The organism is Paraherbaspirillum soli (genome assembly GCF_042654985.1).
Classification (GTDB): domain Bacteria; phylum Pseudomonadota; class Gammaproteobacteria; order Burkholderiales; family Burkholderiaceae_D; genus Paraherbaspirillum; species Paraherbaspirillum soli.
This window is the reverse complement of the sequence record NZ_JBHSMT010000029.1, coordinates 69084-83151: the sequence shown is the minus strand read 5'-3', so window position 1 is coordinate 83151 and position 14068 is coordinate 69084. Positions and strand designations below refer to the sequence as shown.

The following is a 14068-nucleotide window of genomic DNA, read 5'->3' as shown; positions in this document are numbered from 1 at the left end:
TTAAATATACGGATGAGCGAGGTCCGTGAAGTATTCTGCGTGGCTAAATCCTTTAAAATAGAGCGCTCCGGCTTTTGGCTCAATAGCCAAGCCGCAAGCCCACTTTTAGGGAATTATTAGCTGTTCCAATTCAGGCCATAAGTCTGACCATAGACTGGCTATCTTCAAGGCGAAACATGTCAATTGCAACTACAGAAGAAATCATCGCTGAACTCCGCGCCGGCCGCATGGTGATCCTGGTGGACGAAGAAGATCGTGAGAACGAAGGCGACCTGGTGCTGGCGGCCGATTTCGTGACGCCGGAAGCGATCAATTTCATGGTCAAATTTGCACGCGGTCTGGTCTGTCTGACGCTGACAGAGGAGCGTTGCGATCAGCTCGATCTGAGCATGATGACCAACCGTAATGGCACCGCGTACGGCACCAACTTCACGGTGTCGATCGAAGCTGCCGAAGGCGTCACGACAGGGATATCCGCCGCCGACCGCGCCCGCACCATCCAGGTCGCGGTGGCGCCGAACGCCAAGGCCGGCGACATCGTCCAGCCAGGCCATATTTTCCCGATCAAGGCGCGCAAAGGCGGCGTATTGATGCGCGCCGGCCATACAGAGGCCGGTTGCGATCTGACCGAAATGGCGGGGCTGACGCCGGCCGCGGTGATTTGCGAAATTCTCAAGGAAGACGGCACCATGGCGCGTCTGCCGGACTTGCTGGAATTCTCGAAAGAGCACGGCCTGAAAGTAGGCACGATTGCCGACCTGATCCACTATCGCAGCCAGCACGAAAGCATCGTCGAGCGGTTGGCAGAACGCATCACGCACACGGCCCAAGGCACCTTCAAGACCATCGCTTATCGCGATACGCCAAGCGGCGGCGCGCATCTGGCGTTGTTGCACGGCGAACCATCGCCAGAGGTCGAAACCCTGGTGCGCGTGCATCAGCCGGTATCGATGCTGGACCTGCTGGAAACCAAGGAAACCAACCATTCCTGGAATATGGCTTCGGCGCTGGCAGCCATCGCCGCCTCGCCATGCGGCGTGGTGGTCCTGCTGAATTGCGAAGAATCGGCGGCGCAGATATTCGACAAGTTCGCAGCGCTTGAAGCGGCGGCCAACGGCATCAAGCCGCCGGCGCCAAGGCTGGATTTACGCACCTATGGCATCGGCGCCCAGATTCTGAAAAATCTCGGTGTCGGCAAAATGAAATTGCTGGCGAGCCCGCGCAAAATGCCGTCGATGACCGGCTACGAACTCGAGATTACCGGCTATCAGAACAAACCGAATCTTTGACCGGCTCATGACATGTGAGATTTAGCGCAGTAAACAAGATTAAGAACCATAGCGATTTTAACTAGATCAACAAATAGACAAGCGCGTACAGCGCATAAAGGAAAGCCATGACAGTCGGAACATACGAAACCAACCTGGACGGTGCAGGCCTGCGCATCGGTATTGTGCAAGCGCGTTTCAACGAAGATGTTTGCCACGGCCTGCTCGCTGCCTGCCTGGCGGAATTGAGCCATCTGGGAGTGGCGGACGAAGACATCCTGCACGTTACCGTCCCTGGCGCACTGGAAATCCCGCTGGCGCTGCAAAAACTGGCGGAGACCATGCAGTTCGATGCGTTGATTGCGCTCGGTGCCGTGATTCGCGGCGAGACTTACCATTTTGAACTGGTGTCCAACGAATCCGGCGCCGGCATCACTCGCGTCGGCCTGGATTCCGGAATCCCGATCGCGAATGCGGTCCTGACCACCGAGAACGACGAACAAGCCGAAGTGCGGATGAAAGAAAAAGGCACCGACGCCGCCCGGGTAGCGGTCGAGATGGCCAATTTGTCCATCATGCTGGAAGAGTTGGCCGAAGCTACCGACGAAGAATAAGGTAGCGCGATGCTTGCACCCGGACCAACTGGCCGGGGTGCAAGCATCTAAGTTTTTTGAACATATAAGCTGGAAATGCCATGACCGAAAAGAATCTACACGCCAACCCCAGCAAGAGCCGCACACCGCGCCACCGTGCGCGCGAGTTTGCGTTGCAGGGGCTGTATCAATGGCTGCTGAACAACGAGGATGTGAATACAATTAGCACCCACATCCGTCAAGCGCACGGCTTCGACAAAGCCGATGCCGAGCATTTCAACGCCTTGCTGTACGGTGCGATCAAGGACGTGGCGAGATTGCGCGCCGGACTGGCGCCCTTGATCGATCGCCAAATCACTGAGCTGTCGCCCATCGAGCATGCGGCTTTGCTGATCGGTGCTTTCGAGCTGCAAAACCATGTCGAAATCCCGTATCGGGTGGTCATCAACGAAGCGGTTGAACTGACCAAATCCTTCGGCGGCATCGACGGTCACAAATACGTGAACGGCGTGCTGGATAAATTCGCCGCCAAGGTGCGCAACACGGAAATTAGCGCGAATAAGAAGTCCTGATTTACCTATAAGCCTGACTTCGGGGGACGCTATTTTTTCGCAGTTTTTGCGAATAAATACCGGCCCCGTTTTTATTTCAGGTGCCCCTATGTTCCTGTAGCAGCAAATACATCGCCATTCGGAAATCGCATTCATGAATCTCTCGCATCTGGCTTCACGTCTCGACAACATCGTGCCATTCCATGTGATGGAGCTGGCCAAAATGGCCGCAGCGCTGGAACAGCAAGGCCGTCACATTATTCACATGGGCATAGGCGAGCCGGACTTTACCGCGCCGCCGCTGGTGATCGAAGCCGCTACCCGGGCCATGTCCGACGGCAAGATGCAGTACACCTCGGCCACCGGCTTGCCGGCGCTGCGTGCGGCGATTTCGGCGCATTACCACCGAACATACGGACTGGATATCGCGCCGGCCCGGATTGTGGTGACTGCCGGTGCTTCGGCGGCGTTGTTGCTGGCTTGCGCCGCTCTGGTCGAAAAGGGCGCGGAAGTGCTGATGCCCGATCCGTCCTATCCCTGCAATCGCCACTTCGTCGCTGCCTTTGATGGCCGGGCGAAAATGATTGCCAGCGGTCCCGCCGAGCGTTTCCAGCTGTCCGATGACATGGTGCGTCAACACTGGGGCGCGGATACCCGCGGCGTGTTGCTGGCATCGCCGTCGAACCCGACCGGCACCTCGATTCTGGCCAGCGAGTTGCGCAAGATTATCGACACCGTGCGCAGCAAGGATGGCTTCACCATCGTTGACGAAATTTATCAAGGCCTGAGCTACGATGCCGAACCGTTCTCGGCGCTGTCATTGGGCGACGACATTATCGTCATCAACAGTTTTTCCAAATATTTCAACATGACCGGCTGGCGTCTGGGCTGGCTGGTATTGCCCGAACAGCTGGTGCCGCAAGTCGAGAAATTGGCGCAAAACCTATTCATCTGCGCTTCCTCGATCGCCCAGCATGCAGCGCTGGCGTGCTTCGCGGAAGATTCGCTGGCCTTGTACGAGAGCCGCAAGGCTGAATTCAAACAGCGCCGCGATTACCTGGTGCCGGAATTGATTGCACTCGGCTTCAAAGTGCCGGTGATCCCCGACGGCGCGTTTTATGTGTACGCGGATTGCAGCGCACTGAGCGACGATGCCGACCGGCTGGTTAAGGAAATATTGAATCAGGTCGGTGTCAGCATGGTGTCCGGACTCGATTTCGGCCCCCACACCGCAAAGCAATATATCCGCTTGTCTTACGCGACCTCGATGGAAAATCTGCAGGAAGCGGTACGCCGCCTTGCGCTCTTTCTTGGCAAGGCTTGATGGCACCTCTAAAAACCGTAGCGAGCGGTCCAAGGTCGGGGCGACGATGTTGCAACACCTGCAGCCGTACGGTTGTACGGCGAGCATCGCAGCCTCGAGATTGGGCCGCGCAGTAGGTTTTTAGAGGTGCCTTTGATACGCCGCCGGAATGACGGTGGCATTCAAAAGGGAGTTTTGATGCAATTCACTTTTACCCCGCAACCGGTAGCAACCGTACCAGTCGACGGCAGCGATCAATTGTTTCCGGTCCATCGGATTTACTGTGTCGGCCGCAACTATGCCGAGCACGCGAAGGAGATGGGGAGCAGCGGCCGCGAAGCGCCGTTCTTTTTCATGAAGCCGGCTGATGCCGTGCTGCCGGTAGCGCACGGCAGCATCGGCGAGATGCCATACCCGCCGCTGACGCTCGATCTGCATCACGAAATCGAACTGGTGGTGGCGCTTGGCAGCGGCGGTAAAAACATTCCTGCCGCCGAAGCGCTGCAGCATGTCTGGGGCTATGCGGTCGGACTCGATATGACGCGCCGCGATCTGCAAACAGAAGCCAAGAAACTGGGACGGCCATGGTGCACCGCCAAGGGATTCGATTATTCCGCGCCGATTTCGCCTATTCATCCGGTAGCCAAAACCGGCTTGATCGAGCAGGGCGAGATTCACCTGAACGTCAACGGCAAGCTGCGCCAGCAAGGCAATATCAACCAGTTGATCTGGAGTGTCGCCGAGACGATTGAACAGCTATCCGGCTACTTCGAACTGCAGGCCGGCGACTTGATTTTTAGCGGGACGCCGGCCGGTGTTGCCGCCATCACCAAGGGTGATTTGCTGGAGGGTGCGGTGGCCGGGGTAGGCGAGTTGCGCGTGCGCCTGATTTGATTGACATGCCTGACAGGATAGAAAATTCAATGAAACTCTATAGTTACTTTCGCAGCTCTGCCGCCTACCGAGTGCGGATCGCCCTGAACCTGAAAGGGCTGCCATACGACATCGTGCCGGTCCATCTGCTGAAACACGGCGGCGAGCAACTGAGTCCGATGTATCGCACGTTGAACGCCAATGGCCTGGTGCCGGCCTTGATTGAAGAAGACACCACGCATGGTCAAAGCGTGCTGACACAATCGCTGGCGATTATCGAATATCTGGAAGAGTCGCATCCGCAGGTGCCGTTGTTGCCGTCTACGCCGCTGGACCGGGCTTTCGTGCGCAGTATCGGACTGTCGATTGCCTGCGACATTCATCCCATCAATAATCTGCGCGTGCTGCGTTACCTGGTGCATGACTTGAAAGTCGACGAGGATGCCAAGAACGCCTGGTACCGTCACTGGTGCGACATCGGCCTGACGGCGCTGGAGGCGACGCTGGCGAAAGATCCGCGGGTCGGCAAGTTTTGCTACGGCGACGCGCCGAGCTTGGCGGATTGCTGTCTGGTGCCGCAGATTTTCAACGCGCAACGGCTGAAATGCGATTTGTCGGGCATGCCGACCTTGATGCGTATCTATGCGGCCTGCCAGGAGCTGGATGCGTTCGTCCGGGCGGCGCCGGAGAATCAGGTGGATGCGGAGGCGTAGTTTTCTATTTGGCGATGGGGTTTGAATTCGGTCTTGCGGAGTTTCCCGTTGCCTCACACTTCCTGCTTAGTCAGTTGGGGACAGAGTAATTCGTCGCGCTGCGGCGACTCTTAAACTCTGTCCCGCAATTATTGTGGCTTAGTTGGGGACAGAGTAATTCGCCATGCTTCGGTGGCTCTTAAACTCTGTCCCACAATTTGTTAGAGCGCGGGATGAAAACTCTCAGCACGCGCAATAGGCCAGTATTTTTCAAATACCGGATAACGGTACTGTCCGTTCAACAGATCGCCGGGCTGCAGATAATTTAGCAAATCCGACATCAGCCGTACTTCATGATCCGAGGTGCGGCGCACGATGTGATGCGGACGAAACGCTGAGGTATGCGGCAGGCCCGCGGCCTGTACCAGTTCTTGCAGTGCATGCAGCGTATTTTCATGGAAGCGGTAAACGCGCTCGGCTTTGTCCTGCACCACCAGCGCCCGCGCGCGGCCGCTGTCCTGGGTCGCGACGCCGGTCGGGCAGCGGTCGGTATGACAGCTTTGCGACTGGATGCAGCCCAGCGAAAACATGAAGCCGCGCGCCGAGTTGCACCAGTCGGCGCCGATCGCCAAGGTGCGTGCAATGTCGAACGCGGTGATGACCTTGCCGCTGGCGCCGATCTTGATACGGTCGCGCAGTCCGGCGCCGACCAGCGCGTTGTGCACCAGCAGCAGACCTTCCTGCAAAGGCATGCCGACGTGATCGGCAAATTCCAGCGGTGCTGCACCGGTGCCGCCTTCGGAGCCGTCGACTACTATGAAGTCAGGCAGGATGCCGGTCTGCAGCATGGCCTTGACGATGCCGAAAAATTCCCAGGGATGGCCGACGCATAATTTAAAGCCGACCGGTTTATCGCCTGACAGCGTGCGCAATTTCTGGACAAATTCCAGCAGGCCGATCGGATTCGAGAACGATGAATGGGTGGCCGGCGAGACGCAGTCGATGCCCATCGGTATACCGCGCGTGGCCGCAATTTCCGGCGTGATCTTGGCCGCCGGCAGGACGCCGCCATGACCCGGCTTGGCGCCTTGCGACAGCTTCACGGTAATCATCTTCACCTGCGGCGAGGTGGCCTGCGCGACGAATTTATCTTCATCGAAGCTGCCGTCGGCATGGCGGCAGCCGAAGTAACCGGAGGCTATTTGCCAAATCAGGTCGCCGCCGAATTCGCGGTGATAGGGTGAGATCGAACCTTCGCCGGTATCGTGCGCGAAGCCGCCTTTTTTTGCGCCGTGATTGAGCGCCCGGATCGCGTTCCCCGATAGGGCGCCGAAGCTCATCGCGGAGACATTGAATACCGACATCGAGTATGGCTGCGCCCGTTCGGCGCCGACGGTAACGCGGAAATCATGGCTGGCGATCTTGGTCGGCGACAGCGAGTGACCGACCCATTCGTAGCCGCGCAACTTGACGTCCAGTTCAGTGCCGAACGGCCGGCTATCGACCTCACCCTTGGCGCGCTGGTAGACCAGGCTGCGCTCCTTGCGGGTGAACGGCGCGCCGTCGTTATCGCTCTCGAAAAAATACTGACGCATCTCGGGGCGGATCATTTCAAACAGAAAACGGAAATGCCCGAGCAGCGGATAGTTGCGCAAAATCGCATGATTGCGTTGCTTGAGGTCCCAGATCCCGCGCGCGCTCAGCAGCGCCGGAATCACCGCCCACCACCACGCCGCTTTGCCGACAGCGCTGAGTGTCGCGAGCATCAGGGTCAATAGCAGCACGCCCCAGAGGGGCAAATAGCGACTTGTCGTCATGAATCAGTTCCTTTTGATGTGTGATTGCCGGCGCAATGCGGGCTTCCGGCCATTCTGCATTACGGCTAGAGACAGGCGTGCGCCGGCAATTTTACACACAGGAACGATGGGGGAATGCGTTTACATTCAGTTTTAAGGAAGCGGATTGAAAGCGCCGATTCCACCGCATTTACTTCATGAGCGAATTGATAATTTAAAGTGCGCGCTTAGGACATCATCAACCGCAGGGGTCGGTTGCCACCAAAATGCTGCAAGGTACTTTTTCAACCAGCAGGCTGTCGACCGAGCCGCGCCACCAGCGCATGGCCAGCGGTTTTTTACGCGAATGGCCGACGATCACCAGTTCGATGCCCAGCTTGCCGACCAGGTCGCTGATGACATTGACCGGCTCGCCGCTCTCGAAATGATCGATCGGATGGAGGCCGGCGTCTGTCAGCAGCTTGTGGCCTCTGGCCAGTTCTTGTTCCAGCAGATGTTTTTCGGCTCTGATGGCGGATTCTGCGACGAATTCACCCGTCATCAGATAGGTGGCGAGGTTGATGACCCCCAGCAGGTGGATTTCGATCTCGGGGCCCGGGGTCAGGCGGATGCAGGCATGTAATGCGGACCGACTCTCAGGGGTGCCGTTGTAAGCAACAAGAATTTTCCGGTACATAAATCCTCCTGAAAATAGTATTGGCAGAAATGCCTGTTTTTATCATAGACCACACTGATGCAGTTAACCAGTCGGCATTTCCGGACTAGCGTTCGGTTTGACGGCGCGATTGCTGGACACAAATCACTATTGCGTGGCGCGATAAAGTCAACGTAAGCTGACATATGCATGCATATCGAGAAAACAACCTGAAGGAGCGATGAATGCCAAATGAGATAGTGATAGTCGGCGGCGGCGCCGGCGGTCTGGAGCTGGCTTGCAAACTCGGCCGTAAGTTAGGGCAGGGTCACGTGACGCTGGTGGACCACGGGCTGTATCACATCTGGAAGCCGTCGCTGCACGAAGTAGCGGCAGGTACGCGCGATATTCATCAAGAAGGTTTGTCGTACCAGATGCTGGCGCATGACAATCAATTTCGCTTTGTGTACGGCGCCTTGACCGCGCTGGATGCTGCCGGCAATACGATCGCGGTCGGCGCAGTCAACGATGAATCCGGGGCCGAGCTGATCCCGGCGCGTCAGATTTCCTTCGGCAAGCTGGTGATCGCGGTCGGCAGTGTTTCCAACTACTTCGGCATCAGCGGTGCCGAGCAACATACCATTTCATTGAATGCTACCGAAGACGCCGAATACTTCCGGCTGCAGCTGTTGAAATTGCTGGCGCTGGCCGACCTGAAAAAAGAGGCCGAGCCGGATTCCGGCGTCAATATCGTGATTGTCGGCGGCGGTGCTACCGGCGTCGAACTGGCCGCCGAGCTGCGCGAGGCCAGCAGCGTCTATACCGACTATGACTTTCCCCGGCTGAATCCAAACAAGGATGTGCGCATCACGATTCTGGAGGGCGCGCCACGGTTGTTGGCGCCGCTGACAGAGCGCGTCTCGAAAGCCGCCGCCAAATTATTGGTGGAGCGGGATGTGCAGGTGGTGACCGATTGCCGGGTCGCCAGCATCGCCGAAAATTTTGTGACCGATGCCAACGGCAATAACTATGCGTCGGATCTTTGCGTGTGGTCGGCCGGCATCAAGGCGCCCGATTTCCTGAAAGCGCTGGGATTGCCGGTGATCAAATCGGGACAGCTCGAGGTCGATGGTTTCCTGAAGGTCGCCGGCACAACCAATATCTATGCGCTTGGCGATTGCGCCGGTTGCGTCGGCGCCGACGGCAAGATGGTGCCGCCGCGCGCCCAGGCGGCGCATCAGCAAGCTTCGTATTTGCTGGAGATGTTCGTGCGTGAGCATAAAGGCCAAGCCGCGCTGGATGCGCCGTATGTCTACAAAGATCATGGCTCGCTGGTGTCTTTCGGCCGCAGCACCACGGTCGGGACATTGATGGGATCGCTGACAAAATTAGGCTGGTTCGTCGATGGCTTCTTTGCGCGCATGATGTACACCAGTCTGCATCTGATGCATCTGAATGCGCTGCTGGGGCCGGTACGTACCGGCGTTACGGCCACTGCCAGCAGCTTGATGAAGCATGCCAAGCCTTCGGTCAAGCTGCATTAAAAGGCGCATGCTGAGAACCGCATTGAGGGTAGGAAAGGAGACGTTTGGGCACCTCGAAAAACCGTAGCGAGCGGCCCTAGGTCGGGGCGACGCTGTTGCAACACCTGGAGCCGTACGGAGCGGGCGAGCATCACAGCCCTGAGATTGGGCCGCGCAGTAGGTTTTTCGAGATGCCCTTTTTTCTACCCTGGATGCATTGCACGTCCTATAGTGGAAAAAGCGGCATTGCAAATGCGCTTGCACCGGAAAACGGGGAATGTAGTGATTCAAGGAGACCGTCATGAAAGCCAAAAAGCATTTGCCGGGCGAAGCAAATCCCGGCAAGGGCAAGCCTGTTCGACGTCCGATTCCGCCCCCGGTGACCGGCCACGGTCACGCGCTGGACGGTAGCCAACAGCTGGATATCCTGGAAGAGCAAATGTATGTGAATGAAACCGGGCCGGCAATCGACCAGCCACTGGTGCCGCAGAAGACTACCAAGTGACCGTTCGGCTGAGCCAAAACTTGCTCGGCGCGCTTCGTCGTTGTCGTGTTATTGGGTACTATGCGGAATGCTGGTTTCAATGCCTGGATAGCATCAGAGTCAAAAACGATCGTAAGCCCTTACTAGACCATGCTTGAGTAAGAAGGATGCAGGAACACATGTCGAATTTTTGCGTAAAACAGAAAAGGAGCCGCGTGTGTCGGCATCTATCAACGCTCCTTTTCTGCCTGAATGCGAGCTTGCTGTGCATAGCCGCCAATGCCGCCAAGGTGGACGCCACGACGGTCCCCGACACCATCGGACAACGCCTGACCGCCTGTACCGCCTGTCATGGCAAACAGGGCCGCGCCACCAGCGAGGGCTACTATCCGCGCATCGCCGGCAAGCCGGCGGGTTACCTGTACAACCAGTTGATCAATTTTCGCGAGGGACGTCGCAAGAACATGATGATGACCTATCTGGTCGACCATCTGCCCGATACTTATCTACAGGAAATCGCGCAATATTTTTCCGAACAACATCCTCCCTATCCATCCCCCCAGCCTTTCGACTCGTCATCAGCGGCTTTTCAACGCGGCCAGCAATTGGTTGAACATGGCGATGCGGGAAAAAATATCCCGGCATGCATTGCCTGCCACGGCAACGCGATGACGGGCGTATTGCCGTCGACGCCGGGTTTGCTTGGCTTGCCGCGCGACTATTTGGTGGGCCAGATCGGCGCCTGGAAAAACGGTTCGCGTCATGCCGCCGCACCCGATTGCATGGCGCAAGTGGTACAGCGCCTTAGCGCCGAAGACATCGGCGCGGTGTCGGCCTGGCTGGCGTCGCAACCGGTTCCGGCCGATGCCACTGCGGTTGCTCAGTTGCCGGTCAAACTGCCGCTGGAATGCGGCAGCGTTCCTCGTTAAAAAAGGGCAAAGAATGAAACGTTTTCTGATATGGGGCATAGGCGGCTTGTTGTTGCTTGCACTGGCAGCCATCGGCATCCTGGCATTTCTGAATGCCGACGATCTCAGCGGGCAGCATGTACCGGCATCGGCGACGCTGAATCCAGCCGAGCAGATTACCCGTGGCGCTTACCTGGTGCGTGCCGGCGACTGCATGGCCTGTCACACCGCGCGCGGCGGACAAAGCTATGCCGGCGGGCGGGCCATACAGACCCCGTTCGGCGCGATTTATTCCCCCAATTTGACGTCCGACCACGCGACCGGGATCGGTAGCTGGTCTGCCGATGACTTTTGGCGGGCAATGCACAACGGCAAATCGAAAGACGGCAGCCTGTTGTATCCGGCATTTCCGTACCCTAATTACACCAAGGTGACGCGCGCGGACGCCGATGCGATGTTTGCGTATCTGCACAGCTTGCCGCCGGTGTCGCAAAAGAATCGTGCACCGGAACTGCGCTTTCCTTATAACAACCGGCTGCTGCTGTACGGCTGGCGTGCGCTGTATTTCCGGCCCGGTGTGTATCAAGCCGCAAGCGAGCAGTCGGTCGAGTGGAATCGCGGCGCCTATCTGGTGCAGGGACTCGGTCATTGCAGCGCGTGCCATAGCACCCGCAACGCGCTGGGCGGCACCGAGTTGAAAGCCGAACTCGGCGGCGGCTTTATTCCTGTGTTGAACTGGTACGCGCCATCGCTCACTTCCGACCAGGAGATCGGCCTCGGCGATTGGGAGATCGGACACATTTCCGCCTTGCTCAAGACCGGTATCTCGGCGCGCGGAACTGTCTTGGGACCGATGGCGGAAGTGGTTGGCGCCAGCTTGCAGCATCTCAACGATGGCGACATTACGGCGATGGCGGTCTACCTGAAAACATTGCCGCGTCCAAGCGCGTCGGCGGACAAGCCCAAAGAGCACGCCAGCCTGCCGGAGATTGACCGGGTCTTGACGCAGGGCGCCAAATTGTACGAAACCCATTGCGCCGATTGTCATCAGGCATCCGGCAAAGGCGTTCCTCCGGCTTATCCGGCGCTAGTCAACAATCACGCGATCACGATGCCGTCAGCGGTCAATGCGATACGGATAGTCTTGAACGGTGGATTCCCGCCGGGAACCGCCGGCAATCCGCGTCCTTACGGCATGCCGCCATTCGGTCCGGTACTCAGCGACAGCGAAGCCGCAGCCGTGGTGTCTTACATGCGCAACGCCTGGGGCAACCAGGCGACACTGGTGACGCCGATGGAAGTGAATCGCTATCGAGCGGTGCCCCTCGACTAAGACAAGCCGCCAAACCGTTCATAGAAATCGGGTGCGGCACTGCGCACAGTGTCCCCTTCAGCCTCAAATACGCTCAGAAGATGTTGTTCGGCTGCCTTATAAGTGTGCCGATAGATGTGCTGGCACAGTGCATATGCCGCGGTGCCCGGCCAATTGGCGGGCAGCAGTTCCAGCGGCAGTTGCGGATCATGCAGCTGGACCCGTCGAAAAGCATGGATCAGCAATGTCCTGATCACGAACGACAGCTCCGGTTCGATCTCCTGCTTCTGCGTCAAAGCGTTGGATAAGGTCGAAAATTGTTCGATGAAATGCCGATAGCCGGCGATCACCGAATCCAGTTCCCAGCCTTCGTCGACCAGTGTGCGCAGCGGCCTGCTACTGACTTGATCCAACTCGCTGGCGGCGCAGACAAATACCTTGCCCGTCGCGCCGACTCGATCGAGAACGTCTTCCAATATGTCCGGCCGGCTGGATGGATGACCAAACACACCGGGCGCGATCATGCTGAATCCTTCCCACAGCAACTCCTTGCGCAACGCCCCGCGCTGCATCGCGTCGAGCATGCCGGCAGTGGAAAATATCAAAGTCCAGCGGCCATCCCAGTGCGTGCTGAGCGGAGCGTAGATACGCCGATATACCCGGTCAACCCGGCGCAGTCCCGGCGCTGTCAATGCATACAGACTGCGTCGTCCTTCGCGCGTCGCCGCCAGCCATCCTTCCTCGGCCAGCCGGAACACGCTGGTGCGCACCAAGCGATCGCTGACGCCGAATGGCGACAGCAGGTCAATCAAATTGCTTAACCAGATGGCCCCGCCGTGCGGCCCGATGGCATCGCCGAAGATGGTCATGGCCAGCGACTTCGCGCGCGGCGGATCGCTCGCCATCAATTCTTCGATCCATTTCTTGATGTTCAAATTTTTCATTGGGGGATGGCAGCAGACGTTGTCTTCGAACCGACAGATGAATGATACAGGGCGCGCCAATTTTAATGATTTCTTGCAACATTTGATACTGAATTATTTGCGATACTAAATAAACGTTTACTTAAATTAATCTGTATCACATAATGATTTCACTTTCGCTAACCAGGAAGGCAATCATGTACGCACAATTAGTGGAAACCGGCGCCAAGCGGATTCGTGCGCTGGAGGAGATGGGGGCAGACGAGCGGGTGTTCCAGGAGCGTATTGAACGCGGCGTCAAGATCGAACCCAAAGACTGGATGCCGGAGGCCTATCGCAAAACGCTGGTACGCCAGATTTCACAGCACGCGCACTCGGAAATTGTCGGTCAGCTGCCGGAAGGAAATTGGGTGACGCGCGCTCCTACGCTGCAACGCAAGGCGATTCTGCTGGCGAAAATCCAGGACGAAGCCGGTCATGGCCTGTACCTATACAGCGCCGCCGAAACGCTAGGCGTGTCGCGCGACCAGTTGCTAAGCGAGCTGCATTCCGGCAAAGCCAAATACTCAAGCATCTTCAACTATCCATCCCTCAGCTGGGCCGACATGGGGGCCATCGGCTGGCTGGTCGACGGCTCGGCCATCATCAATCAGATCCCGCTTTGCCGCTGTTCTTACGGTCCTTATGCACGCGCGATGATTCGTGTTTGCAAGGAAGAGTCATTCCATGCGCGGCAAGGCTACGACATCATGCTGGCGCTGTGCAACGGCACCCCGCAGCAAAAGCAAATGGCGCAGGACGCGCTCAATCGCTGGTGGTGGCCGGCCCTGATGATGTTCGGCCCGCCCGATGGCGAGTCGGTCAACAGCGCGCAATCCGCGCAATGGCGCATCAAACTTTTTTCGAATGACGAACTGCGCCAGAAGATGGTCGATCAGAGCGTGCCGCAAGCCGAATACCTGGGTCTGACGGTGCCTGACGCCAAATTGAAATGGAATGCAGAAACGCAGCACTACGACTTCGGCGAAATTGACTGGAGCGAGTTCAACAATATCTTGCAAGGCAACGGCCCTTGCAACCGCGACCGGCTGAGCGTCCGGGCCAAAGCTTACGAAGAGGGGGCATGGTTCCGCGATGCATTGGCGGCATACGCCGACAAGCAGGACCGCGCTAGCGGCCAACACGTAGCCTGACCGTAGGGCGCCTCG

Annotated in this window: 14 protein-coding genes; 11 read left to right on the top strand and 3 right to left on the bottom strand. The window is 57.8% G+C overall.

Annotated features, from left to right (window positions below; genetic code table 11):
* Nucleotides 1-176 precede the first annotated feature (176 nt).
* The 6 genes from ribBA (at nucleotide 177) to maiA (ending at nucleotide 5301) form a co-directional block, all read left to right on the top strand.
* Nucleotides 177-1289, top strand: a complete 1113-nt coding sequence (gene ribBA / locus ACFPM8_RS18020) for a bifunctional 3,4-dihydroxy-2-butanone-4-phosphate synthase/GTP cyclohydrolase II (RefSeq protein WP_378999547.1) — start codon at nucleotides 177-179, stop codon at nucleotides 1287-1289.
* A gap of 107 nt (nucleotides 1290-1396) precedes the next feature.
* Entirely contained in the window at nucleotides 1397-1882 is a 486-nt protein-coding gene (ribH, locus tag ACFPM8_RS18015) for a 6,7-dimethyl-8-ribityllumazine synthase (protein WP_378999544.1), read from the top strand.
* An 80-nt stretch (nucleotides 1883-1962) separates the two neighbouring features.
* Complete coding sequence (gene nusB, locus ACFPM8_RS18010) at nucleotides 1963-2433, top strand: transcription antitermination factor NusB (protein WP_378999542.1); 471 nt, start codon at nucleotides 1963-1965, stop codon at nucleotides 2431-2433.
* 133 nt (nucleotides 2434-2566) lie between these two features.
* Complete coding sequence (locus ACFPM8_RS18005) at nucleotides 2567-3736, top strand: pyridoxal phosphate-dependent aminotransferase (protein WP_378999539.1); 1170 nt, start codon at nucleotides 2567-2569, stop codon at nucleotides 3734-3736.
* A 177-nt stretch (nucleotides 3737-3913) separates the two neighbouring features.
* A complete protein-coding gene (locus ACFPM8_RS18000; RefSeq protein WP_378999537.1) occupies nucleotides 3914-4609 on the top strand; it encodes a fumarylacetoacetate hydrolase family protein in 696 nt (231 codons plus the stop codon).
* A gap of 29 nt (nucleotides 4610-4638) precedes the next feature.
* Nucleotides 4639-5301, top strand: coding sequence for a maleylacetoacetate isomerase (gene maiA, locus ACFPM8_RS17995; protein ID WP_378999534.1), 663 nt, complete (start codon nucleotides 4639-4641; stop codon nucleotides 5299-5301).
* Nucleotides 5302-5501: 200 nt separating this feature from the next.
* Here maiA and ACFPM8_RS17990 read toward each other — a convergent pair whose 3' ends face one another.
* On the bottom strand, nucleotides 5502-7097 hold the full coding sequence (locus tag ACFPM8_RS17990) for an FMN-binding glutamate synthase family protein (protein WP_378999532.1): 1596 nt from the start codon (nucleotides 7095-7097) through the stop codon (nucleotides 5502-5504).
* Nucleotides 7098-7314: 217 nt separating this feature from the next.
* Nucleotides 7315-7752 carry a universal stress protein gene (locus ACFPM8_RS17985; RefSeq protein WP_378999530.1) on the bottom strand — a complete coding sequence of 146 codons (438 nt, stop codon included), beginning with the start codon at nucleotides 7750-7752 and terminating at the stop codon, nucleotides 7315-7317.
* 203 nt (nucleotides 7753-7955) lie between these two features.
* Here ACFPM8_RS17985 and ACFPM8_RS17980 point away from each other — a divergent pair, with 203 nt between their 5' ends.
* The 4 genes from ACFPM8_RS17980 (at nucleotide 7956) to ACFPM8_RS17965 (ending at nucleotide 11958) form a co-directional block, all read left to right on the top strand.
* Nucleotides 7956-9254 carry an NAD(P)/FAD-dependent oxidoreductase gene (locus ACFPM8_RS17980; RefSeq protein ID WP_378999528.1) on the top strand — a complete coding sequence of 433 codons (1299 nt, stop codon included), beginning with the start codon at nucleotides 7956-7958 and terminating at the stop codon, nucleotides 9252-9254.
* Between the two features lie 280 nt (nucleotides 9255-9534).
* Nucleotides 9535-9738 carry a hypothetical protein gene (locus ACFPM8_RS17975; protein WP_378999526.1) on the top strand — a complete coding sequence of 68 codons (204 nt, stop codon included), beginning with the start codon at nucleotides 9535-9537 and terminating at the stop codon, nucleotides 9736-9738.
* A gap of 239 nt (nucleotides 9739-9977) precedes the next feature.
* Nucleotides 9978-10646: a c-type cytochrome gene (locus tag ACFPM8_RS17970; RefSeq protein ID WP_378999524.1), complete on the top strand. Its 669-nt coding sequence runs from the start codon at nucleotides 9978-9980 to the stop codon at nucleotides 10644-10646.
* Nucleotides 10647-10659: 13 nt separating this feature from the next.
* Nucleotides 10660-11958 carry a cytochrome c gene (locus ACFPM8_RS17965; protein WP_378999522.1) on the top strand — a complete coding sequence of 433 codons (1299 nt, stop codon included), beginning with the start codon at nucleotides 10660-10662 and terminating at the stop codon, nucleotides 11956-11958.
* Here ACFPM8_RS17965 and paaX read toward each other — a convergent pair.
* Nucleotides 11955-12881, bottom strand: a complete 927-nt coding sequence (gene paaX / locus ACFPM8_RS17960; RefSeq protein WP_378999520.1) for a phenylacetic acid degradation operon negative regulatory protein PaaX — start codon at nucleotides 12879-12881, stop codon at nucleotides 11955-11957. The genes ACFPM8_RS17965 and paaX overlap by 4 nt on opposite strands.
* A gap of 176 nt (nucleotides 12882-13057) precedes the next feature.
* Here paaX and paaA point away from each other — a divergent pair, with 176 nt between their 5' ends.
* The gene (gene paaA / locus ACFPM8_RS17955) at nucleotides 13058-14053 is read left to right on the top strand and encodes a 1,2-phenylacetyl-CoA epoxidase subunit PaaA (RefSeq protein WP_378999519.1); all 996 of its coding nucleotides are present in this window, start codon (nucleotides 13058-13060) and stop codon (nucleotides 14051-14053) included.
* The last annotated feature ends 15 nt before the right edge of the window (nucleotides 14054-14068 follow it).

Excerpts from the sequence above, each read along its gene's own strand:
- ACFPM8_RS18005 (WP_378999539.1), top strand. The coding sequence starts at position 2,567 with ATGAATCTCTCGCATCTGGCTTCACGTCTCGACAACATCGTGCCATTC.
- ACFPM8_RS18000 (WP_378999537.1), top strand. The coding sequence starts at position 3,914 with ATGCAATTCACTTTTACCCCGCAACCGGTAGCAACCGTACCAGTCGAC.
- paaA (WP_378999519.1), top strand. The coding sequence starts at position 13,058 with ATGTACGCACAATTAGTGGAAACCGGCGCCAAGCGGATTCGTGCGCTG.
- maiA (WP_378999534.1), top strand. The coding sequence starts at position 4,639 with ATGAAACTCTATAGTTACTTTCGCAGCTCTGCCGCCTACCGAGTGCGG.
- ACFPM8_RS17965 (WP_378999522.1), top strand. The coding sequence starts at position 10,660 with ATGAAACGTTTTCTGATATGGGGCATAGGCGGCTTGTTGTTGCTTGCA.
- ribH (WP_378999544.1), top strand. The coding sequence starts at position 1,397 with ATGACAGTCGGAACATACGAAACCAACCTGGACGGTGCAGGCCTGCGC.
- nusB (WP_378999542.1), top strand. The coding sequence starts at position 1,963 with ATGACCGAAAAGAATCTACACGCCAACCCCAGCAAGAGCCGCACACCG.
- ACFPM8_RS17985 (WP_378999530.1), bottom strand. The coding sequence starts at position 7,752 with ATGTACCGGAAAATTCTTGTTGCTTACAACGGCACCCCTGAGAGTCGG.
- paaX (WP_378999520.1), bottom strand. The coding sequence starts at position 12,881 with ATGAAAAATTTGAACATCAAGAAATGGATCGAAGAATTGATGGCGAGC.
- ribBA (WP_378999547.1), top strand. The coding sequence starts at position 177 with ATGTCAATTGCAACTACAGAAGAAATCATCGCTGAACTCCGCGCCGGC.
- ACFPM8_RS17975 (WP_378999526.1), top strand. The coding sequence starts at position 9,535 with ATGAAAGCCAAAAAGCATTTGCCGGGCGAAGCAAATCCCGGCAAGGGC.
- ACFPM8_RS17990 (WP_378999532.1), bottom strand. The coding sequence starts at position 7,097 with ATGACGACAAGTCGCTATTTGCCCCTCTGGGGCGTGCTGCTATTGACC.
- ACFPM8_RS17980 (WP_378999528.1), top strand. The coding sequence starts at position 7,956 with ATGCCAAATGAGATAGTGATAGTCGGCGGCGGCGCCGGCGGTCTGGAG.